21 protein-coding genes are annotated in these 22,022 nt (G+C 42.9%); all 21 read left to right on the top strand.

Annotated elements, in window-relative coordinates:
* The first annotated feature begins 91 nt into the window (after positions 1-91).
* The gene (locus IEY40_RS12095) at positions 92-973 is read left to right on the top strand and encodes a biogenesis protein MshI (RefSeq protein WP_229777091.1); all 882 of its coding nucleotides are present in this window, start codon (positions 92-94) and stop codon (positions 971-973) included.
* Complete coding sequence (locus IEY40_RS12090; protein ID WP_188956474.1) at positions 970-1,590, top strand: PilN domain-containing protein; 621 nt, start codon at positions 970-972, stop codon at positions 1,588-1,590. Before IEY40_RS12095 ends, IEY40_RS12090 begins: the two co-directional genes overlap by 4 nt.
* Positions 1,587-2,243, top strand: coding sequence for an MSHA biogenesis protein MshJ (locus tag IEY40_RS12085; RefSeq protein WP_188956472.1), 657 nt, complete (start codon positions 1,587-1,589; stop codon positions 2,241-2,243). The genes IEY40_RS12090 and IEY40_RS12085 overlap by 4 nt, the downstream gene beginning before the upstream one ends.
* Positions 2,244-2,262: 19 nt before the next feature.
* Positions 2,263-2,559, top strand: a complete 297-nt coding sequence (locus IEY40_RS12080; protein WP_283108012.1) for an MSHA biogenesis protein MshK — start codon at positions 2,263-2,265, stop codon at positions 2,557-2,559.
* Between the two features lie 13 nt (positions 2,560-2,572).
* A complete protein-coding gene (gene mshL / locus IEY40_RS12075; RefSeq protein WP_188956470.1) occupies positions 2,573-4,225 on the top strand; it encodes a pilus (MSHA type) biogenesis protein MshL in 1,653 nt (550 codons plus the stop codon).
* A gap of 19 nt (positions 4,226-4,244) precedes the next feature.
* Positions 4,245-5,180 carry an ExeA family protein gene (locus IEY40_RS12070; protein WP_188956468.1) on the top strand — a complete coding sequence of 312 codons (936 nt, stop codon included), beginning with the start codon at positions 4,245-4,247 and terminating at the stop codon, positions 5,178-5,180.
* Entirely contained in the window at positions 5,180-6,517 is a 1,338-nt protein-coding gene (locus IEY40_RS12065) for a tetratricopeptide repeat protein (RefSeq protein WP_188956466.1), read from the top strand. Before IEY40_RS12070 ends, IEY40_RS12065 begins: the two co-directional genes overlap by 1 nt.
* The gene (locus tag IEY40_RS12060) at positions 6,514-8,274 is read left to right on the top strand and encodes a GspE/PulE family protein (RefSeq protein WP_188956464.1); all 1,761 of its coding nucleotides are present in this window, start codon (positions 6,514-6,516) and stop codon (positions 8,272-8,274) included. Before IEY40_RS12065 ends, IEY40_RS12060 begins: the two co-directional genes overlap by 4 nt.
* A 2-nt stretch (positions 8,275-8,276) precedes the next feature.
* Positions 8,277-9,491 carry a type II secretion system F family protein gene (locus IEY40_RS12055; protein ID WP_188956462.1) on the top strand — a complete coding sequence of 405 codons (1,215 nt, stop codon included), beginning with the start codon at positions 8,277-8,279 and terminating at the stop codon, positions 9,489-9,491.
* 33 nt (positions 9,492-9,524) lie between these two features.
* Positions 9,525-10,112, top strand: a complete 588-nt coding sequence (locus IEY40_RS12050; protein WP_188956460.1) for an MSHA biogenesis protein MshF — start codon at positions 9,525-9,527, stop codon at positions 10,110-10,112.
* Positions 10,113-10,221: 109 nt separating this feature from the next.
* Positions 10,222-10,827 carry a pilin gene (locus tag IEY40_RS12045; RefSeq protein ID WP_188956457.1) on the top strand — a complete coding sequence of 202 codons (606 nt, stop codon included), beginning with the start codon at positions 10,222-10,224 and terminating at the stop codon, positions 10,825-10,827.
* 70 nt (positions 10,828-10,897) lie between these two features.
* A complete protein-coding gene (locus tag IEY40_RS12040; RefSeq protein ID WP_188956455.1) occupies positions 10,898-11,389 on the top strand; it encodes a type II secretion system protein in 492 nt (163 codons plus the stop codon).
* Between the two features lie 194 nt (positions 11,390-11,583).
* Positions 11,584-12,096 carry a pilus assembly FimT family protein gene (locus tag IEY40_RS12035; protein ID WP_188956575.1) on the top strand — a complete coding sequence of 171 codons (513 nt, stop codon included), beginning with the start codon at positions 11,584-11,586 and terminating at the stop codon, positions 12,094-12,096.
* Positions 12,086-12,613, top strand: a complete 528-nt coding sequence (locus IEY40_RS12030; protein ID WP_188956453.1) for a type II secretion system protein — start codon at positions 12,086-12,088, stop codon at positions 12,611-12,613. The genes IEY40_RS12035 and IEY40_RS12030 overlap by 11 nt, the downstream gene beginning before the upstream one ends.
* The gene (locus IEY40_RS12025) at positions 12,613-13,440 is read left to right on the top strand and encodes a PilW family protein (RefSeq protein WP_188956451.1); all 828 of its coding nucleotides are present in this window, start codon (positions 12,613-12,615) and stop codon (positions 13,438-13,440) included. The genes IEY40_RS12030 and IEY40_RS12025 overlap by 1 nt, the downstream gene beginning before the upstream one ends.
* Complete coding sequence (locus IEY40_RS12020) at positions 13,430-13,885, top strand: MSHA biogenesis protein MshP (protein WP_188956449.1); 456 nt, start codon at positions 13,430-13,432, stop codon at positions 13,883-13,885. The genes IEY40_RS12025 and IEY40_RS12020 overlap by 11 nt, the downstream gene beginning before the upstream one ends.
* Complete coding sequence (locus tag IEY40_RS12015) at positions 13,875-18,458, top strand: DUF6701 domain-containing protein (RefSeq protein WP_229777090.1); 4,584 nt, start codon at positions 13,875-13,877, stop codon at positions 18,456-18,458. Before IEY40_RS12020 ends, IEY40_RS12015 begins: the two co-directional genes overlap by 11 nt.
* Before the next feature lie 193 nt (positions 18,459-18,651).
* Complete coding sequence (locus IEY40_RS12010; RefSeq protein ID WP_188956447.1) at positions 18,652-19,701, top strand: rod shape-determining protein; 1,050 nt, start codon at positions 18,652-18,654, stop codon at positions 19,699-19,701.
* A 61-nt stretch (positions 19,702-19,762) separates the two neighbouring features.
* Positions 19,763-20,857 (top strand): rod shape-determining protein MreC, encoded by a 1,095-nt coding sequence (gene mreC / locus IEY40_RS12005; RefSeq protein ID WP_229777089.1) that lies wholly within the window; start codon positions 19,763-19,765, stop codon positions 20,855-20,857.
* Positions 20,854-21,345 (top strand): rod shape-determining protein MreD, encoded by a 492-nt coding sequence (mreD, locus tag IEY40_RS12000; RefSeq protein ID WP_188956445.1) that lies wholly within the window; start codon positions 20,854-20,856, stop codon positions 21,343-21,345. Before mreC ends, mreD begins: the two co-directional genes overlap by 4 nt.
* A 41-nt stretch (positions 21,346-21,386) precedes the next feature.
* On the top strand, positions 21,387-21,974 hold the full coding sequence (locus IEY40_RS11995; RefSeq protein ID WP_188956442.1) for a Maf family protein: 588 nt from the start codon (positions 21,387-21,389) through the stop codon (positions 21,972-21,974).
* Positions 21,975-22,022: the final 48 nt, after the last annotated feature.

The following is a 22,022-nucleotide window of genomic DNA, read 5'->3' as shown; positions in this document are numbered from 1 at the left end:
TTGGGGTAGAATGGGTTTTATTGAGTTTTTTCATCGTATAGTAAACCAATAATCTAGAATAATTATCACGTTAGTGAGTATGGGACGCGTAATGAAAAGTGGTGTTTTGAGTAAATTAGCCTTTTGGAAATCATCCAAAATAACCGGAGATGTCGGTGTTTTTATCTCTGACAGTTCGTTATGGGTGTGTAAAGCTCAAAAAGGCACATCTGCCAATACCATTACGCAAATTCCGGTGGTGAAAAACAATTGGAACCAAGCTTTTGAACAGTTAAAAGTACAATTTGGCCATGTTCGAATGCAATTAGTCTTGTCCTATGCTCATTATCAACTTTTACAAGCTGACAAACCCAATGTTGATTCAACAGAAATTGCCCAGGCATTAATTTGGGCGATTAAAGACATGGTGTCAGAGCCTGTGGGCAATATTCATTTAGATTATTTTGAATCCAGCATTATTCCAAACGCCAAACTCAGTGTCGTAGTGTCGAGCCGTGAGTTACTCATGCAACTTGCTTCTGCTTGTAAAGCAAATAGTTTAACCGTTGCAGGCATTAGCATAGAAGAGTTAGTGCTACGGCATATGCTGCCTAACGATAGTATGGCTCATATGTTAGTTGCACATTTACCGCAAAAAGAGCTCTTACTTATGGTGGTGAAAGCCGGTGAAGTGTTAATGCAGCGCAGAGTGCGGGGTTTTAATCAGCTGAGCACAGCAACTTATGACGAATTACAACAAGGTTTAGCTGATAACTTAAGTCTTGAAATTCAACGTTCGATGGATTATTTCGAAAGCCAACTCCGTCAAGCGCCTGTGACGTCTATTACGATTGCCGCAGATGGTGATAGCAGTGCACTGGCTAACTTGGTCGGGGCGAACTTCAATCAAAAAGTGCATGCACAAACCCATGATGGTATGAGTGGATTATTCGCTCAGTTAGCATTACAAGAATTAACACGAGGTGATGCGTGATAAAAACCAGCGTTAATTTATATACTGTCGACTTATTGCCGCAACAGCAGCGATTAACCTTGACGCGACTAATGCTGACATTGTTGCTCCTTGTTGGAGTATGCATTGCCTTTTATGGTTTCGGTTGGTGGCAGCAAAATCAGTTACACACAGTTCAACTGCAGGCGAGTAATGATAAAAATCAGCTAACGGCACAAAAAACACAGTTAGAAGCTCAAATCGCCGCGAGAAAACCTGATTCAGCCCTAGTTGCCCAAGTTGAATTGGATGAGCAGCGCCTTGATTTAAAAATACGCTTGAAAGATGAGCTAGGTCAACGCAAAAACCTTATCAGTCAGGGCTATTCGCCTATGTTGACTGATTTGGCCGCCGTCGCTGATGCTAATGTATGGCTTAGTCATATCAGTATTTCTCAGCAAGATAATGCCCCGCAGCGGATAGAGTTTGAAGGCTATGGCCGTAACCCGCAAAGCATTCCGTTATGGATTGATAGACTAAAAAACACATCGACTTTAAAGGGGTATGCTTTTTCAGCGATGACGATGGACAGAGGTAATGATCAACCATTAATGTTCAAATTAACCAGTCAAACTGCTGATAAGGAGCCCTCACAATGAAGCAACAATGGGCAACTTGGTCAGAAAAATTTAATCAACTCAGCCAGCGGGAGCGAGTCTTAATTGCGCTTGCGAGTATCGTTGTGATTGGCATGTTGTTGTATTTACCATTGGAATCACTCTGGAAACAGCAACAGTTGATGCAAAGACAATTGACTGCTTTAAGCCAAGAAAACGATATATCACGTCAACAAATTGCTTTATATGAAGAGCGCTTGCAGTTAGATCCTAATAAAGATTACCAGCAGCGTTTATTGTTAGTGAATGAGCAGATGTTAGCCATTGATGCTGAATTAGATGCACAAATGGTTGATATGGTACCAGCAGATTATATGCCGACAGTATTAGCCAACTTACTGGGTAATGTAAAAGGTGTAACCCTTAAATCGTTCGCCTCTATTACACCTACGCCATTATTAAATATGGGTGAAGACAGTAACGTTAATTTATACAGTCATGGTATTAAGTTGAGCTTACAAGGTGATTATTTTGCCATTTTAGCGTTTGTCTCAGCGGTGGAAAATATGCCAGACAAATTGTATTGGAAGCGCTTGGATTATCGTGTTGAGACACATCCAAATGCGCTAGTTCAATTAGAACTTTACACACTGAGTGTGAATAAGGACTTTATCAGTGTTGCTAAACAGAATTAGCCTTAACGCTCTGGCTGTGATGGTCAGTAGTGTAATGATGTTTGCTTCCCCTGCAGAAGCACAATCGTTGCGAGACCCAACCTTGCCAAGTCAGGGTTATGTTGCAGTGAGCTCGAATGCCGTTCCTCAGCAAACAATGGTGCTCAACAGTATCGTTAATGGGCAGCGAGCATATGCGGTGATTAATAACAATATTCTCTCAGTGGGTGACACGATTAGTGGTGTCGGGCTACGTGTGACCTCGATAGGCCAAGACAGCGTTACCTTGTCAGATGGCAGAAAACTTCAGCTGTTTCAGTCGATAACAGAGCGATAGGATAAGAATAAAAATGAAAGTAATTAAATATGTTACCCCTCTGATGTCGCTGTGTTTGGTTGCTTGCCAAACAACAGATAGGCCTGAGCCTGAAACGGTTAAGTCAGCATTAGCTGAGTCAATGCAACAAGCGCAAGCTAATGCTGCTGTTACTCCGCCGCCAGCCACAATGCCTGCTGAAGTGCAGCGTGAGTTAAATGGTAGCAATGTGCTTTCCTCTGCAAAAGCGCTTCCTGCCGAGCGTCGCTTTGATGTGTCGGCAAATAATGTCGATGCTCGCGTCTTTTTCCCTAGTTTAGTGAAAGACACTCCTTTAAGTGTGGCAGTGCATCCTGATGTGCAAGGCACTATTTCTCTATCACTAAAAGCGGTTACTTTGTCTGAAGCATTACAAGTTGTAGAAGATATCTACGGTTACGAAGTGAGCCGCCAAGGGCGTATTTTACGGGTCTTCCCATCAGGAATGCGCACTGAAACGTTTCCACTCAACTACCTGTATATGCAGCGTGAAGGTTTATCGTTAACATCCGTGAGTTCAGGGCGTATCTCAGATGATAATGACAATTCAAGTAGTAATAGTAACAGCAACAGCAGTTCAAGCAGTTCTAACAGCAATAGCAGCAGCTCGGGCAGTAACGAACAAAGCAACGGTACCTTTATCCGCTCCACTACTAAAACTGACTTTTGGGGTGAGTTACAAGCCACATTAGTGTCAATTATTGGTGAAACAGGTGGCGGTCGCCAGGTGGTTGTAACTCCGCAAGCAGGTTTAGTGACCATCCGCGCTTTTCCTAATGAGTTAAGACAAGTTCGGGCTTTTTTGACTACAGCTGAAAGCCATTTGCAACGCCAGGTGATTTTAGAGGCCAAAATAATAGAAGTGACCTTGTCTGATGGTTATCAGCAAGGCATTCAGTGGGAAAATTTATTAGGCCATGTGGATAGTACCAATATTAATTTCAGTACCTCAGCTGGCCAGGGGTTAAGTGATACCATTTCTTCAGTGATCGGTGGTGTAACCTCACTTAACGTTACAGGTACAGATTTTAGTACCATGATTAGCTTGCTCGACACTCAAGGTGATGTTGATGTGCTATCCAGCCCACGAGTGACCGCGACCAACAACCAAAAAGCGGTGATTAAAGTGGGTAATGACGAATATTTTGTTACTGATGTGTCGACCACTACTGTGTCATCGACCACAACAGTGACTACGCCAGAAGTTGAGTTAACACCATTTTTCTCAGGGATTGCGTTAGATGTTACGCCGCAAATTGACGAAAATGGCAATGTACTATTACACGTTCATCCGTCGGTTATTGACGTGCAAGAGCAAACCAAAATTATTCAAATTAGTGATTCGACGTTAGAGCTACCATTAGCGCAAAGTGAGATCCGCGAGTCTGATACAGTCATTAGAGCTGCATCGGGCGATGTGGTGGTGATTGGTGGTTTAATGAAGAGTGAAAACATCGAAACTGTATCGAAAGTACCATTTTTAGGTGATATCCCATTTTTGGGCGAAGCCTTTACTAACCGCAGTAAATCCAAGCAAAAAACGGAATTGATTATTTTACTTAAGCCAACAGTCGTGGGTTTAGACACCTGGAAAGATGAGCTCAAGCGTTCGCAAGATTTGATTGAGCGTTGGTATCCTTCTAAGTGATGATGGAACGTAAATAAGTATGTATTTGCAACACTTTGGCATGGCGCAGCTGCCTTTTACGCTGACGCCCAATACAGGGTTCTTTTTTGGTTTAGCACCCCATGTAGAAGCCTTACAAGTGTTGCAAACCGCGTTAGAGACCGGTGAGGGATTTATTAAAGTAACCGGCGAAGTGGGAACAGGGAAAACATTAGTTTGCCGTAAATTATTGAATGACTTACCGACTCAATATCACTGTGCTTATTTGCCTAACCCATACCTAACACCAAAAGAGTTACGTTTTGCAGTAGCGGCAGAGTTAGGGTTAGCGCTACCTAATAAACTCGATCAACAACAATTAACTCGTTTGATCCATGAACGGTTACTCGAATTAAATCATCAAGGCTTTCATGTTGTGTTAGTGCTCGATGAAGCCCAAGCATTACCCGACGACAGTATTGAAGCATTACGGTTATTTACGAACTTAGAAACCGAAAGTCGTAAGTTGTTGCAGGTGGTGTTATTTGGTCAGCCCGAGTTAGATGAGCGGCTCGGACAAGCTAAATTTAGACAGTTACGTCAACGGATCACGTTTAGTTACCATTTACGCCCTTTGAGTTGGGATGAAATCCGCGCTTATATTCAATATCGGCTAAGCATTGCTGGTTATCAAGGGCCTGATTTATTTGGTGTAAGCGATATTAAATTGTTAGCTAAAGCCGCTCGAGGCATTCCACGTTTGGTAAATATATTGGCGCATAAAAGTTTACTGCTTTGTTACGGAGAAGGGAGCCAACGAGTGTCGACCAAGCATTGTCGAGCAGCAATACGTGACACTGAAGATATTAATTTAACCGAACGCTCAGGTTTTTCACGCTCTAGCATACTAGTGATTATTTTATTATTAACATTGATGCTAATGCTGGGATTCATGGATTTAGGTGGTGAGTGGTTGACACGGATAAGTGAGTATTAATGAGTGTGATAATAAAAATGCTGCGAGATTTAGAACAGCGTGAAAAACCAGATTCAGCGCAATCAGACCCAGCGACCTCCCAGTCGAAGGGGGAGTTTGTTCGTCCGCAAGTTCAATATTATCCAACTGAAAAGTCTCGCTCGCCATTAATCGCCGTCGGTATTGGTTTACTGCTGTTAATCCCTGTTGCATGGTTTGGTGTGTCAATGTACCAAAAAATTGACCCGACGGTTGAGCCGCAATTGGCTGAGCAGAGCGTAACAAATGCCGCAATTCGAAGTGCAGACGATAACGCTGAAGATATGCCTGCTCAACCTATTGGTGATATGCAACTTAGCACTTCAGGAATAGTGCAAATTAGCAAAGTTGAGCGTGTAGATGCGCAAATCAGTAACTCCGTAACAACAACTACTGCTGTTAATGATAATAATGATAATGGCGTAGCCAAAACCGCGAGTGTTGCCGCGATAACGGTGAGCGAGGAAGAGCCTACTGAGCGAGCTTCTGACGCTATGGTTGCTGCTCAGGATACATCAGTGGCGTTAGTTTCAAATGAGGCTACGCCCTTAAAGCAAGCCGATGAACCTGTAATTAGTAAAACTAAGTTAACTTCAACCTCAACAGATAAAGCAAAAAATATTAATGATGTAAATCGTGTTGTAGCAACAACTAATCAGTCACAAATTGTAGCCAGCGATAAGCCTGACGTTTCAACAGCAGCCTCCAATGACATGACGGTTAAAGAGGTTGTATTAACCAAAACTCAAATGGCGCAGTTACAGTACCGTAAAGCGGTTGATGCTGAAAAAGTACAAAATGTCGATGATGCAGCCAGTTTTTATTTAGAAGCCATTATTTTACAGCCGAGTTTACATAAAGCCCGCAAGCAACTGGTGGCTATATATTATGCTCAAAACAATACCACTACTGCTATGCGTTTATTGGAAAGTGGCATTAGTATGTTTCCACAGGAATGGGAGTTTTATGTCATTCTGGCGCGGATTCAAGTTGAAATGAAAGCCTTTGATAGTGCCAATATCACTTTGGCTTCAATCCCAGACAACTCAAGTTGGTCTCGCGATAAATGGGTGGCACAAACTGAGTTAGCGCAAAGTAATCAAGATTACATCTTAGCAGAGCAAGCTTATCGCAATTTATTGCAAGCAGAATCGACTCAGGCTCGCTGGTGGATGGGGCTTGGGTATGCGTTAGATTCCCAACAAAAATACATCCCGGCAGCTCAAGCTTATCGTTCTGCACTAAGCTATGAAGGATTGTCGATGTCAGCCATGAATTTTATTGAAACCCGATTAGCTCAGCTAGGAGAAAACCGATGAAACCAAAGTTAAAGATGCGCTTAGGTGATCTTCTGGTGCAAGAGCTTATTATTACCGAAGCACAATTACAGCAAGCATTAACAGAACAGCGTAATAGCGGTAAAAAACTCGGCCGAACCTTGATTGACCTTAAGAGTATTAGCGAAGATCAATTACTGCAGTTTTTGTCTCAGCAGCTGAATTTACCTTATTTAGACATCAGCCGTAGGCCTATTGCTGCAGAAGTGGTTAACATTCTTCCTGAGGTACAAGCTCGTCGTTTTCGTGCCCTAGTGGTTGAAAGCGGTGCCGATCATGTATTGATTGCAATGAGCGACCCCGCCGATTTACAAGCCATTGATAACTTAGAGTTGTTGGTCGCTCCTAAGCAATTAATGCTGGCGGTAGCTCCAGAGCAACAGTTGTTAGATGCATTTGATAACTTATATCGTCGTACTGGCCAAATTGCAGAAATTGCCGGCAAGCTTGAAGAAGAATATGCCGCCGACGACATGTTCGACCTTAGCAGCTTAACAGAAGGCGATGCCGATAACGAAACCACCGTGGTGAAGTTGTTGCAGTCTATTTTTGAAGATGCAGTGCAAATGCGGGCATCGGACATTCATATTGAGCCAGGCGAAAAAGTGCTGCGCATTCGTCAGCGTATTGATGGTCAATTACATGAAAATACACTAAGTGAAGTGAATATTGCCTCTGCATTAGTACTTCGTCTTAAGCTCATGGCTGGCCTGGATATATCAGAAAAGCGTATGCCACAAGATGGCCGTTTTCATATCGAAATTAAAGGTCATAAAATCGATGTGCGTATGTCGACCATGCCAATTTATCATGGCGAATCGGTGGTAATGCGTTTATTAGATCAAACCACGGGTTTACGCACCTTAGATGAAACCGGTATGCCACCGCACATTGTGGCGCGTATTCGTAAACAAATTAAACGCCCTCACGGCATGTTATTGGTTACCGGACCTACGGGCAGCGGTAAAACCACGACCTTGTACGGTATTTTAAGTGAATTAAACACACCAGATCGAAAGATCATTACTGTGGAAGATCCGGTAGAGTATCAATTACCGCGTATTAATCAGGTGCAAGTAAATCACAAAATTGGCTTAAACTTTTCGAATGTACTGCGTACCACTTTGCGCCAAGATCCCGATATCATCATGGTGGGCGAAATGCGTGACCAAGAAACCGTTGAAATTGGTTTACGAGGCGCATTAACCGGTCACTTTGTATTATCAACCTTGCACACCAATGATGCGGTAACCAGTGCTTTGCGACTACTTGATATGGGCGCGGCAAGCTACTTAGTTGCGAGTGCCTTGCGAGTAATTATTGCCCAGCGATTAGTGCGCAGAGTTTGCCACAATTGCGCTGTCGACTACCAACCTACGGCAGCAGAGCGCAGCTGGTTGTCTAGTGTCACTAAGCAAGATATTCACAGTGCGACTTTTAAAGTCGGTAGTGGTTGTCAAACGTGTAATGGCTCAGGGTATCGAGGTCGAATTGGTATTTTTGAAATTTTAGAACTCGATGAAAATATGATAGATGCTATGCGCACCGGTAACCCACAAGACTTTGCCCGTGCAGCTTTGCGTAGTCCTAACTTTATCCCTTTGGCCCATTCGGCAATGGAATATTTATTGCAAGGGACTACCACGTTAGAAGAGGTGGCTAAGTTAGTCGAAGATGTCACTGAGTCAAACATGGCATTATCAGCAGACTTAGTTAATCAGCCTGGCGTTGGGGCGTAATTATGCCTACTTATCAATACCGTGGTCGTGATGCGCAAGGTAAATCGGTAACCGCACTGCTAGAGTCTGCAAATGAGAGTGCTGCGGCAGATATATTGTTGTCGCGTGGCATTATTCCGTTAGAACTCAATGAAGTTAAGCCTAAGCAATCGTTTTCTATGGCGTTGTTTCAGAGCAAAGTGTCGTTAGAAGAGTTACAAATTTTCACTCGACAAATGTACTCGCTTACACGTTCTGGCATTCCTATTTTACGTGCTATAGCTGGGTTATCTGAAACGACTCACTCGCAGCGAATGAAGCATGCGCTAGATGATATCTCTGAGCAGTTAACATCAGGTCGGCCTTTATCGTCATCAATGAACCAGCACCCTGATGTATTTGATTCTCTATTTGTTTCAATGATCCATGTTGGTGAAAACACGGGTAAATTGGAAGATGCTTTTATTCAACTGTCGCATTACATCGAGCGCGAACAAGAAACCCGTCGACGTATTAAAGCGGCAATGCGTTATCCGATTTTTGTGCTGATAGCGATAACCATCGCGATGGTTATCCTTAATATTATGGTTATTCCTAAGTTTGCGGATATGTTTTCGCGTTTTGGCGCTGATTTACCTTGGGCAACCAAAATACTTATTGCCACCTCAAACCTGTTTGTGAATTACTGGCCGTTGATGTTGGTGATCTTGATGGGGACCATTATTGGTATTCGTTATTGGCATCATACCGAAAAGGGCGAAAAACAGTGGGATTTATGGAAGTTACACATACCGGTTGTTGGTTCAATTATTGAACGATCTACCTTGTCGCGTTACTGCCGTAGTTTTTCAATGATGCTCAGTGCTGGCGTGCCAATGACACAAGCTTTAAGTTTGGTTGCCGATGCGGTCGATAATGCATATATGCACGATAAAATTGTCGGGATGCGCCGCGGAATAGAATCTGGCGAGTCTATGTTAAGAGTTTCAAATGCTAGCCATCTATTTACACCATTAGTATTGCAAATGGTCGCGGTGGGTGAAGAAACCGGCCAAATAGATCAGCTGTTAAACGATGCTGCTGATTTTTATGAGGGTGAAGTTGATTACGATTTAAAAAACCTAACCGCAAAATTAGAGCCTATTTTAATTGGTTTTGTTGCCGGCATTGTGTTGATTCTTGCGCTAGGTATCTATTTACCTATGTGGGACATGCTAAAAGTAGTGAAAGGTGGGTAAACTCACGATGTTCACACTAGATTGGATAACACTATGTTAAGTCAGCAAAAGGCCGATGATGATTTGCTTAGCGTGTACGGTAAAATTGTCGCCATCATAGTGCTACTGATTGTATTGTTGATATTGGGGGCGCGTTATATTAACACTGCGCCAAATTTAACCAGCCAGAGTTTAGCATTTGAACATAATCGGCTTTTGAATGTCTTAGCTATGGTACGCAGCCAGTGGTTAACGTCGGGCAGACCCGATAAAATGTTATTGTCTTGGTATGATGTGGCACCAAATGTGCTTACCAACACTAAGGGTAATGCTGGCACGGAATCGTCAAAAAATGGACAGTTAAGCGCTTCAGCACAATTAGATTATACTGAAGCGGATTTAATAGGCACAAACAATTGGGTTAAATTATCACCTAACGGTTGGCCTATTGTTGACACTTATGATGACCAGGGCTGTAAGCAACTTTGGCAGCAATTGCTGGCGACTAGCGCCACTGAATTATCGTTAACCGTTGTGTATCAAAAAACAGAGAAGGTGTGTCGTTACGTTTCACCTAATCAATCGAGTTTAAGTTATCAGTTACAAAGCGGGCGAGTCATATTTTTATCGGCAGAAAAGTAAAAAAGCTATCGCTGGCGTTAAAATTTTAATAAGCTGCTAATATTATGTAAGTTATAGGCGTATTAGCATTTTTGTCTATTAATAAGAACATTTAAAAGAGTGAGGTAATATGAAATTAAAACAACAAGGTTTTTCATTAATCGAGTTGGTTATTGTGATTGTCATTTTAGGCTTATTAGCTGCGACAGCAATTCCACGCTTTTTAAATGTTACCGATGATGCCGAAGATGCCAGTGTTGATGGTGTGGCGGGCGGTTTAGCCACGGCAGTGAGTTTTGTGCGTGCACAGTGGGAAGTTGATGGCCGTCGTAACACAAGCGTTGTTTTAGATGGCACTACCATATCATTAGATACGCGTTTTGGTTTCCCGACAGGTACAACTAACACCAGCGCAACAGCGATGACAAACGCGAGATGCCAAGAAGTATTTGATTCGGTATTACAAAATGCACCAAGAAACGTATTTGTTAATCAAGATGCAAGCGATGTACGTTATACCGTGAGTGTGCAAGGTGGCGCTGGTGGTTCATCAACCAGTATTGATGGCGTAACCGTCAACAACCTTGATGTATGTGTATATCATCAAGTTGCATCATTAGCTTTAGATGACACAAGTGGTGTGGCTTCACCAACACCAGATTTAACGACTTCTGGTGCCAAAGGCGTAACATACAACCCAGGTACTGGACAAGTTGTTGCTTTTAGCAATAACTAATTTTTAACCACCAAGTCGATTGATCCATTCATGAATGGATAGAGATTTATTTTAATAGAGGTATTTTTATATGCAAAAGCAACAAGGTTTTACGTTAATCGAATTAGTGGTTGTGATCATTATCCTCGGTATTTTAGCGGTAACTGCAGCGCCTAAGTTTATTAACTTACAGGGTGATGCACGTGTGTCAGCTTTAAGCGGCATGAAAGCGGCAATTCAAGGTGCAAATACCCTAGTTTATTCTAAGGCTGCTTTGGCTGGCAAAGAGGGTGATGCAACAGAAACTTTAGATATTGGTTCTGGTGCTGAAGATTTGAACATTGTTTATGGCTACATGAAAGCAAAACAAAGTGATTTAGAAGAGGCATTAGATGTTACATTTGATGCTCTTGCTGATGTTGATACCGGTACTAATGATTGGATTATTGATGACACAACAGATGGTGAAGTTACAATTTACCAACGTGGTGCCCCAGATACTTGTATTTTGGTCTATGAAGAAGCTGCAGACGCAAATACAATTCCAACTTATGTAGCAGAATCAGATCCTGGTAACTGCTAATATAAACCTAGACAATAAAACCTGCTTCGGCAGGTTTTTTTTTGAGTTTTTTATCAATTAAAAAAACCACCATTGTAGCCACAGCTTATCAAGTCAATACACAAATAAGCAGACAATATTGGCTGTTTTTGCCATACTGGATCGGCTAGTATAAGTCTCTGACACTCTTATGGTTTAGTTTGGCTAGTGTCAAAATGTTTAGTGGCGAAATAGAGGGTATCATCTACGTGAGTCTGCAGCGCAAGGTTCAACTTGGCTTTACCCTAGTTGAATTAGTCACCACCATTATATTGATTGGTATTATTGCCGTGGCGGTGTTACCGCGTCTATTTTCTGCTTCATCCTATAGTGCTTACACCCTGCGTAATGAGTTTATTAGCGAGCTCAGATATGTACAGTTAAAAGCGATTCAAAATACCGATCAATGTTACCAACTCGACGTGAGCGCAAGCGGTTATACTTTGCGTTATTTTAATGACAGAGTGGGTAATAGCTGCAGTAACCCATTTCGCACCGAGCAACCGCAAACTTTCAGTGGAGGTGCCTATATCGCACTTGCCAGTTCTGCGAGCCAAGTCTTTTCGATTACCTTTGACAGCCTTGGGCGAATGATTTCTCCTGCATGTTCTGGTCATTGCTTTAATGCGGTGGCGGATGAAAGCCTAGCAATCGCGGTGGAGTCAGAGGGGTATATTTATGCTCAATAAGCTTCAGCGTCATCAAACTCTGCGCATTAAGGGTTTTACCTTAATCGAATTGGTTATTGGCATGATGGTCATTGCAATTGGTATTGTTATGTTAACCAGCATGTTATATCCGCAAGCTGACAGAGCTGCTGCTACCCTGCAGCGGGTAAAGTCTGCTGAACTTGCTCATTCGGTCATGAATGAGATTTGGGGCAAGCGTTATGATCAACAAACAAATGCCAATGGCGGCGTGCCAGCCTGTAATTCACCTACAGGAGTAGCTTGCTCTGCAACAATGGGCAATGATGGTGAAAGTCGTGATGCATTTAATGATGTGGATGATTACCATGGATTGAGCGAATCGAGCATTATGCTCGATTCAAGCCAAACCTATGCCGACGCTTATCCAGGATTTACGTTGTCTGTCACAGTGAATTATCTTGATACAACAACGCAAGCTGAAAAATTAATTACAGTAGATGTTACAACACCTAGCAATGAAGTGATTACTTACCAAGCGGTAAGGAGTAATTACTGATGCAATTGAATTCACATGTGAAAACGGCTGGTTTTACTTTAATTGAAATGGTCACTGTCATTTTGATTTTGGGTATTGTCATTGTCGGTGTCAGTGGCTTTGTTATTTTTGGTACGCGTATTTTTGTTGAGTCAAGCGCGGTCGATCAGGTGTTGAGTCAGAGCCGCTTTGGAATAGAACGAATGACCAGAGACATTCGCCGTGCAGTGCCTAACAGTATCAGAGTGCTCACAGCCACAGATGGCAGTTATCAATGTATTGAATTACTGCCCATTTCAGCCAGTACTTCTTACCTTGACGCACCTTTTATACCCGAAGCTGCGCGCAATAGCCTCACAGCCATTAACAGTATACGAGCAATTAATGCTGGTCAGTCAGTATTGATTTACCCGCTAACCAATGCTGAGATTTACAATCCTCAAGGGGCAACGGCAAAACGCTTTACAGTACAAAGCGTCGATGTAGCAGGCGATCAATTAACCATCACTTTAACGCAATCTGTGCGCTTTACTGAAGCCTCGCCCTTAAAGCGTTTATATGCAGCGGACAGCCCATTAAGTTATTGTTTTGTTTCTACGTCGGGCAATGTGGAATTACGCCTTTATCAACAGTATGGTTACCAATCGAGCCAACCATCACCGACTGTTATGGGGACTGGTGTGTTGATGGCGCAAAATGTTACCAATAACTTAACCGTTAACCCCGCCATTATTTTAACCCCAGCGACATTAGTCACTAATGCTATTGTACATTTGCAGCCTCTATTTGCGGTTAATGGTGAGACTTTTCAATATCAACATCAAGTGCAGGTGATGAATGTTCCCTAACCATAAGTTAACTCATCATTCTCAACGTGGTAGCGCATTAATCATTGGTATTTTTGTGTTAACCGTGATGTTTCTGGTTGCCGCGAGCTTAATTCGTATTGTTGGTGATGCGGACGAGTCAGTTAATATGGAAGTGTGGGGAACGCGAGCATTGTTTAGTGCTAACAGTGGTGCTGATGCCGCTTTAGCACAGTTATTTCCGCTCAGTGGCAGTGCAGCAACGTGTACCGATGTGGCTTCAACTTGGTCGCCACCCAATAACGCGGTTGGATTTCATAGTTGTACAGTTAGCATTAGTTGTAATGCTGCCAGCACTAGTGGTGTGACTCAATATAGAATTAATAGTGTAGCGGTATGCGAAACCGGTGATTGTGCTGGAGACTCGAGCAGCTCAACGTGTTTACGAGTGAGTCGTCAAGTGGAGGTTGAAGCTCGTGGGAATTAAACGACTAAAAAAAGCTTGGTTTGCTTTGAGTGTATTATTATGTGCAAGTAACACTTTTGCCTTTGGGGTTATCGATGAGTCTGTCACTTGGGCCAATGTTGCGCAAGGTCATCACCAATATGGTAGTCCAGATCCCTTAGCTTGTACTGGTATTACAGCTCCTCAACTAGCGCTTTATAACAGCGCCAAAATTAACGGTGTCGTCGGTGGCATTTTATCATTTTGTTCCATCAATAGCTCCAGTGTCCCAAGTGACAGTTGTAATGATTCATTAGGTGTAAATAGTGCCTGTACAGTAACGGGTATTGATTTAATTGGTCTTGATTTAACCGGAGACAATGCATTTAAGGCTAGTTCTGGGGGAGGGGGAAGTATTGGGTACTGTAATGCAAGTGATAGTTTAACTTTAGGGCAAGATGGAAATAGTCAATTTGATAGTGTGAGTTTATATTCAGCTTGCACATTAACAATGTCGTCAATCCTTTCTGAATATCGCTTTAAATCGATAGCGATAGGTAGTGGTGCGACATTAGTACTTAGTGAAGGGGATTACTTTATTGAATCTCTAACCCTTAATAGTAATTCTAATGTTGTATTAAACGGTGATGTAAGAATTTTTGTTAAGAACGATATTAATTTGAATAGCACGACCGTTAATGCTGCGGCTTTGTTCGATCTAAAAATAATTGGCTATAACAATATAGATTTGACTGGCACTTCTGATGTCACTGCAAACATTTACAGTAATGAAAGGTTAAAATTAAACGCTAGCTCTGCTATTAAGGGACGAGTCTCATCACGTTACCTTGAAATGAATACGACATCTTCAATAACTGATACTGCCCCAACAGAGACAGCATTCCATATTCAATACGGTAAATCGACGGCAAATAGCATCACTTTTGACAGTGCTTTTCCTGATGATGTCACTCCGTTAATTTTCTTAATGCCGACCATCGAAGATGATAACAGTGATGGCCCCGCATCGGTATTCCTTGAGAGCGTAACGCCACAAGGTTTCACTTGGTCTCAAAAAGAGCCTGATTCACCCAGTAACCGTTATGTTAAATCTGTTGAAATGCCCGAAATACATTGGATTGCGGTCACAGCGGGTACCTATGACTTAACCGACGACATCACATTAATTGCTGGTTCGGTTGATTATGATCAAGCCATCTTTGGTAATAGTGATCCTTATACACCTGTGACTTTGCCTTCGACTCAAAATGTGGTGCTAAACCAAATACAAACTCAAAATAATAATTGTTGGTTTACCAGTACATCAGAAACTACGAGTACAGGGATTCAACTTGGGTTAGATACGTCTGAAGTTTACGATAGAAATAATGAACAATGTCTGCCGGGAGTTTTAAATAACAACCAAATTGAAAATGAAACCATTGGCTATTTATCGTTGAACGCGGCTAGCGGTACCATGATATTGAATGGTGTTGATACAAATTTTCATTTTGGCCAAGCGCAAACATTTACTGCTAATGGTACCGAAGATATTACTTCTCAATGTAGTTATACCACGCCTTTAAAAGGCTTTACTGATATTCCCACATTGGTAGCAGGTAAGAATAGTCGCTTAGGTGGTGATGGTGGCTGGCTGCGTCGATGCGTGCTAACAAACAGCACAGTGAGCATGGTTATTGATGAAGATACTTATAAAGATAGTGACCGTAAACATCGCTGGGAGAATTACAGCTTTGTTGCTTTTGAAAACGTTGAGCCGGTATTCCAATGTTTTAAGGATAATTTTGATCGTACAGATCTTGGGGATGATTGGGTTGTTTCCACTAGTCGAGGCAGCTTTACGCCATCCATTGTGAGTAATCGTTTACAAGTGACTCAAGCGGTAACGAGTCAAGCCACTTCGTCAACTTACCAACGCCTTTTCCCTGCAACAGACAATTTCGTCACCATCGAATTTGATCATTATGCTTATAACGGCACCGGTGCAGATGGTATTGCTTTTGTGTTGTCTGATAGCACGATTACCCCTCAAGCAGGCGCTTATGGTGGACCTTTAGGTTATGGCGCTCGCTCAAACGAAAATGGTTTTGCGGGTGGTTGGTTAGGTTTTGGTATTGACGAATACGGTAATTTTTCAAGAGAAGGTGGCTCTGGTGGCCCTGGGCGTCGTAAACAATCGGTTGCTATTAGAGGATCTGGCTCAGGTACATCTGGTTATCCTTATTTACGCGGTACTTGTTCAAATGGCACTACCAATACGAGTGGCGACTGCTTATCGCCAACTATCGATAAAAATAATGTCACTCCAGCGCATCGATATCGGATCACTGTTGACTCACAAATTGCCAGTCAATCGTTAGTCAAAGTTGAACGCGATAGCGGCAGTGGATTTGTTGAACTTATTTCAGAATTTGATGCTGCGTCTTTTACTAGCCAAGCCGCTTTACCTGAAAGTTTTTTATTGTCTTTAACTGGGTCTACAGGCGGAGCAACGAATATTCATGAAATTGATAATGTTGAAATATGTGCATTGAAATCTAGCCCCATCGGTGTGCAAATTGATCATTTTGAGTATTCGTATTCAGGTACAGGACTAACGTGTACGCCAAAAACGTTATCGATAAAAGCTTGTGCTAATGCAGATTGTACAGAGACGGTTAATGACAGTGTTACCGCGACCCTAAGCCCTGCAACCGTTACGGGTGGCGGCGGCTGGGTGGGGGGCAATTCCGTTACGTTTAGCGGTGGTGAAAAGTCAGATTTACAGTTACGTAGTAATACAGCCGGTACAGTGACACTTGATGTGACAGGTTCAACCCCAAGTACGAAAGCGTTTAGTGAAACCCTTTGCCGTATTAATGGCGGCTCAGCAACGGCTGCAAACTGTGATTTAGTCTTTGCCGACAGTGGTTTTATTTTTGATGTACCAGACAAGCTAGCAAACAAACCCACGGGTAATATTTCAATCAGTGCTGTGAAAAAGTCAGATGATACGCTTCAATGTGTACCTACCTTTGCAGACACAAGTAAAGATGTCAGTTTTTGGAGCACGTACCTGGAGCCCATTACGCCAATTAACGGTCAATCAATAACCGTTAACAGTACTACTGTGGGCAAACAAAGCTCGGCAGCAACCAGCATTACCTTAAATTTTGACGCCACTGGCAAGGCCAATATTGATGTTAACTACCCTGATGCAGGCAATATGCAACTCGATGCTCAGTACACCGGTACTGGCGATGAAGCTGGTTTAGTTATGTTGGGTTCCGACTCATTTGTGAGCTTCCCAGTGGGGTTATGCATTACCCCTAAAGATGATAGCGCCCAATGCTCGGCGGGTAACAGTAGCTGTAATGTATACAAAAAGGCTGGTGAATCGTTTGATTTGATTATTCAAGGTAAAGCTTGGCAGTCTGACTCTGATACTAATTATTGCGATAACACCAATACGCCTAATTATGCCCACAATAATATAGTCTTAAGTCACCAATTAGTGGCACCTTCGGGCGGTGTATTAGGAGCTGTTGGGTCATCACAGTATAACCAGGTGGCAGAAGCAACAAACAGTAATACTGTTTCTCAATCGGTCAGTGAAGTGGGGGTTTTTAACTTTACGGCTAATCCTCCAAGTAGTTATTTAGGCTCTAGTTTTTATGACATCCCATTGGCAATATCACCCAGTATAGGTCGATTTGTGCCAGACCGATTTACGGTTACAAGCTCCAGTGTGTTGCCAAGTTGCGGTAGTTTTACCTATATGGATCAGCCCTTTGGATTAACACTTACTTTAAGCGCACATAATACAGGTACTTATACTACTCAAAATTATCAAGGCAGCTTTGCCAAAGCAAGTGCCAGTTTGGTTGCCGAAAATGCTAATGATGGTGTTGAGTTGAGCAGCCGATTAAGTGCTTTACCTATTGATGCGAGTTCATGGAGTTTAGGTGAGGCGAGTGTTGGCATAACGTATCAAGCGAATCTGAGTCGTACTCTTGCTCCTGGTGTTGATGGGCCTTTTGGTCAATTAGATATTGGTGTTCAGGTTGTCGATAACGATGGCAATGTGTCATTTGTTGCCTCGCCTGATATGCGAGCAGATACTAACGCGATCTGTAGTGACAGCAATAATTGCAATGCTAAATTATTGTCGACTCAAGATTTTCGTCATGGCAGAGTTGTAATGGATAATACTTTTGGCCCTGAAAATGAAATTTTGCGTATGCCAACGTATGCCCAATATTGGAATGGTAGTGACTGGATTACCAATATTAATGACAGTTGTACTCAAGTGACCGATCCTCTCGATGGCTCAGAGGTCTACTCTCCGTTATTAACGACTGGCCAAACGGTAATACGCAGTGATGGTGGCAGTTTAGTCAATAATGGCTTACTTACGTTATTGTGGCAAAACACAGGTTCTGATGCGTATCGAGGACAAGTTACTGCACCGCTGCAAGTTGATGATTGGCTCAAATGGTATTGGAATTGGGATCAATCCAGCGCAACAGTACAGTATGACCCAAGAGCAAGTGCTTTCTTTGGTCGTTATCGAGGCCATGATCGGATCATTTACTGGCGTGAAGTTGGCCAATAATCTGAATGATAAAGCATCTGTTTGATGCTTTTTAGCGTTAAATGTGAGCGATTATGGTTTTTTTACAGGCTTTTGAAAAAAAAAACGCCAGATTAGCAATTGTTAACCTGTTCGGTCTTGTAGAATAGGGGTGTCATTGATAAAGTTACCTGATTTTTCTTTCTTCTGACTTCACAGAATACAGGCCTGATACATGTTCAAAAAGCTGCGCGGCATTTTTTCTAACGACCTATCGATCGATTTAGGTACGGCAAACACTCTTATTTATGTTCGCGATGAAGGTATCGTGCTAAACGAACCTTCAGTAGTTGCCATTCGTGGCGAACGCAATAGCAATGGGCCAAAGTCAGTTGCTGCTGTGGGTAGAGACGCAAAACAAATGCTAGGCCGAACGCCTGGTAATATTCAAGCAATTCGTCCAATGAAAGATGGTGTAATCGCCGATTTCTATGTGACTGAAAAAATGCTTCAACATTTTATTAAACAAGTCCACAACAACAGTTTCTTTCGCCCAAGTCCACGTGTACTTGTGTGTGTACCTGTTGGTGCAACCCAAGTTGAACGCCGCGCAATTCGCGAATCAGCAATGGGCGCTGGCGCACGTGAAGTCTACCTAATTGAAGAGCCAATGGCTGCTGCAATTGGTGCAGGTCTTCCTGTGTCAGAAGCAACGGGCTCGATGGTTGTTGATATCGGTGGTGGTACTACTGAAGTGGCAATCATTTCGTTAAACGGTGTGGTGTATTCATCATCTGTACGTATTGGTGGCGATAAGTTTGACGACGCGATTATCAATTATGTTCGTCGTAACTACGGCAGCTTAATTGGCGAAGCGACAGCTGAACGTATTAAGCATACTATCGGTACCGCTTATCCTGGTGATGAAGTGCTTGAAATCGAAGTGCGTGGTCGTAACCTTGCAGAAGGTGTTCCAAGAAGCTTCACTTTGAACAGCAACGAAATATTAGAAGCACTGCAAGAACCGCTATCTGGTATTGTGAGTGCAGTCATGGTGGCTTTAGAGCAATCTCCTCCAGAATTAGCATCAGATATTTCAGAGCGAGGCATGGTGTTAACCGGCGGTGGTGCACTATTGCGTGACTTAGACCGTTTGCTGATGCAAGAAACCGGTATTCCAGTTATGGTTGCCGACGATCCGTTAACTTGTGTGGCTCGTGGTGGTGGTAAAGCGCTTGAAATGATCGATATGCATGGCGGTGATTTATTCTCTGAAGAGAATTAATGATTAACTGCACAGTGGCTTTGTTAACCGTATTATGCCCTAACAGAGCCACGCACAATTTATGAAACCAATTTTCGTTCGTGGCGTTTCTCATCAATTTAGATTGACACTGGCAATAATATTGTCGGTGGCCTTGCTTGTTTCTAATCATCGCCTTGACCCTATCCGCCAATCGCTCTCCTCAATATTAAGTCCTCTACAATATTTAGCCAATGTACCAGGTGTGATGCTAGATTGGTCTGCTGAAGCATTTGCCACTCGTAATATGCTTGAATTACAAAATAAAGAACTGTTACGTCAACAATTGATGATGTCTGAACGCTTGCAGCGTTTTGAGCATGTCCGCCAAGAAAATGAACGCTTACGCGCATTGCTCGGTTCTCCTGTTCACATGGATTCACGCAAAGTGGTTGCCGAGGTCATGGAAGTGGCCAGTGATCCGTTTCGTCAGTTTGTGGTGCTCAATCATGGTTCACAAACTGGCGTTTATGTTGGTCAGCCAGTGGTTGATGCGCAAGGGGTAGTCGGGCAGGTTATTGAAGTCAGTGAATTCACCAGCCGCGTATTAATGGTGTCTGATACGACTCATGGTATTCCGGTTCGTGTTACACGTAATGATGTGCGTGCTATTGCTAATGGTACAGGCGATATTGACCAAATAGAACTGCGCCATGTGGCTAAAAGTACAGACATTATTGCTGGTGATTTATTAGTAACGTCAGGCTTAGGAAATCGATTTCCTGAAGGCTATCCTGTGGCGAGGGTGATTAGTGTATCTCGTGACGATGGGCAAAGCTATGCGGTGATTAATGCTCAACCGTTAGCGGCGTTAGACCGCATTCGTTATGTGTTATTGATTTGGCCAGATGAAACTAAACCATTTACGTTACCAGCTGACTTGGTCGGCGTTGTTGCAACCGATCCTGCTGATGTGCCGCAAAATATCGTGCCAGTTAATGGCGAGCAACCAACCACACAAACCATTACATCACCAACAACTGGAACCGATCCGGCTGCGAATAATATAACCCCTAATACAACCTCTAATTCAGTGGGCGCGCCGAATACAAATCAGCCAACGCTAAACCCAGCAAGCAATAATGCAGCAAACCAACCCGTTTCACCGTCAACGCCAACTAATGAGGTGAACCAATGAGTGCGCACATCGCCAGCGGCCGCTTAGTGGTGTGGCTAACGATATTTATTGGGATGATGTTTCAAATTATGCCGTTGCCGAGCATGGTAGAAAATTGGCGACCAGATTGGCTATTAATGGTCATGGTATATTGGGCAATGGCACTACCACATAGATACAGTATCCTGACCGCGTGGATACTTGGGGTGATGCTCGATGTGTTGTTGGGCGCGACGTTAGGTATTCGCTCACTAGCATTGTCTTTGGTTATTTACATTGTAGTGCTAATTTGCCAGCGCCTTCGTAACTATCCTCGCTGGCAACAGTCGCTTGTTATCGCAACCTTGATATGTATTTATCATGCCGTGATATTCTGGGTGCAGTTTGTGGTTGTTGGCGCTACACCGTTTGATTTCAATATGTTTTTACCTGCCGTGTCGAGTTTATTTATTTGGTGGTGGGTATTTTGGATTTTACGCAATATACGCCGTCGATATAAAGTGCGTTAATCAGGCCCCCTGATTTAATGGCATCAATAGAGTGAGTAAACATGACTTGGGTACTGGCTTCAACTTCACCAAGAAGAAAAGAATTACTGGCGCAAGCGGGCTTTAGTTTTACAGAATTTAGCTTTGAACTTGTCGCGCCTGATATAGATGAAACACCTAAGGTCAATGAGTTAGCTGCTGATTATGTGTGTCGGCTCGCCATAGAAAAAGCTCAAGCTGGACTGGCATTAAGTGCACAGCTTAGTCAGCCAAAAGTGCTAGGTTCAGATACGATTGTGGTGTTTAACGGCGTTATTTTAGGCAAACCTGTCGATCCTGACGACGCTAAACGCATGTTAACCTTATTATCTGGCAACACACATGAAGTGATGACCGCTGTAGCGTTAACCGATGGCAAGCACACTTTAAATCGCCTTTGCCGTACTCAAGTCAGCTTTTGCGAATTATCAGCCACAGACATCGATGCTTATGTTGCCTCAGGCGAGCCTATGGACAAAGCGGGTGCTTATGGTATTCAAGCTTTGGGTGGCTGCTTTGTTAAGTCTATTACTGGGAGTTATTCTGCAGTAGTTGGCTTACCGTTAGTTGAAACACGAGAATTATTAGCCTGCATGATGCAGCAAACTTAACCTTTTGCTTTAATCGGTCTTCATACGGTGGCGCAACTGCTGTCAATA

The sequence above is a fragment of the Shewanella ulleungensis genome (assembly GCF_014648315.1).
In the GTDB taxonomy this organism is placed as follows: domain Bacteria; phylum Pseudomonadota; class Gammaproteobacteria; order Enterobacterales; family Shewanellaceae; genus Shewanella; species Shewanella ulleungensis.
This window is presented reverse-complemented; position numbering and strand designations above follow the sequence as displayed.

What these genes read in the sequence shown, in the direction of transcription:
- IEY40_RS12050 (WP_188956460.1), top strand. Translation starts at nt 9,525, where the DNA reads ATGTTAAGTCAGCAAAAGGCCGATGATGATTTGCTTAGCGTGTACGGT.
- IEY40_RS12010 (WP_188956447.1), top strand. Translation starts at nt 18,652, where the DNA reads ATGTTCAAAAAGCTGCGCGGCATTTTTTCTAACGACCTATCGATCGAT.
- IEY40_RS12060 (WP_188956464.1), top strand. Translation starts at nt 6,514, where the DNA reads ATGAAACCAAAGTTAAAGATGCGCTTAGGTGATCTTCTGGTGCAAGAG.
- IEY40_RS12065 (WP_188956466.1), top strand. Translation starts at nt 5,180, where the DNA reads ATGAGTGTGATAATAAAAATGCTGCGAGATTTAGAACAGCGTGAAAAA.
- IEY40_RS12070 (WP_188956468.1), top strand. Translation starts at nt 4,245, where the DNA reads ATGTATTTGCAACACTTTGGCATGGCGCAGCTGCCTTTTACGCTGACG.
- mreC (WP_229777089.1), top strand. Translation starts at nt 19,763, where the DNA reads ATGAAACCAATTTTCGTTCGTGGCGTTTCTCATCAATTTAGATTGACA.
- mshL (WP_188956470.1), top strand. Translation starts at nt 2,573, where the DNA reads ATGAAAGTAATTAAATATGTTACCCCTCTGATGTCGCTGTGTTTGGTT.
- IEY40_RS12020 (WP_188956449.1), top strand. Translation starts at nt 13,430, where the DNA reads ATGTTCCCTAACCATAAGTTAACTCATCATTCTCAACGTGGTAGCGCA.
- IEY40_RS12035 (WP_188956575.1), top strand. Translation starts at nt 11,584, where the DNA reads ATGTTTAGTGGCGAAATAGAGGGTATCATCTACGTGAGTCTGCAGCGC.
- IEY40_RS12095 (WP_229777091.1), top strand. Translation starts at nt 92, where the DNA reads ATGAAAAGTGGTGTTTTGAGTAAATTAGCCTTTTGGAAATCATCCAAA.
- IEY40_RS12080 (WP_283108012.1), top strand. Translation starts at nt 2,263, where the DNA reads ATGGTCAGTAGTGTAATGATGTTTGCTTCCCCTGCAGAAGCACAATCG.
- IEY40_RS11995 (WP_188956442.1), top strand. Translation starts at nt 21,387, where the DNA reads ATGACTTGGGTACTGGCTTCAACTTCACCAAGAAGAAAAGAATTACTG.
- IEY40_RS12085 (WP_188956472.1), top strand. Translation starts at nt 1,587, where the DNA reads ATGAAGCAACAATGGGCAACTTGGTCAGAAAAATTTAATCAACTCAGC.
- IEY40_RS12045 (WP_188956457.1), top strand. Translation starts at nt 10,222, where the DNA reads ATGAAATTAAAACAACAAGGTTTTTCATTAATCGAGTTGGTTATTGTG.
- IEY40_RS12055 (WP_188956462.1), top strand. Translation starts at nt 8,277, where the DNA reads ATGCCTACTTATCAATACCGTGGTCGTGATGCGCAAGGTAAATCGGTA.
- IEY40_RS12025 (WP_188956451.1), top strand. Translation starts at nt 12,613, where the DNA reads ATGCAATTGAATTCACATGTGAAAACGGCTGGTTTTACTTTAATTGAA.
- mreD (WP_188956445.1), top strand. Translation starts at nt 20,854, where the DNA reads ATGAGTGCGCACATCGCCAGCGGCCGCTTAGTGGTGTGGCTAACGATA.
- IEY40_RS12030 (WP_188956453.1), top strand. Translation starts at nt 12,086, where the DNA reads ATGCTCAATAAGCTTCAGCGTCATCAAACTCTGCGCATTAAGGGTTTT.
- IEY40_RS12040 (WP_188956455.1), top strand. Translation starts at nt 10,898, where the DNA reads ATGCAAAAGCAACAAGGTTTTACGTTAATCGAATTAGTGGTTGTGATC.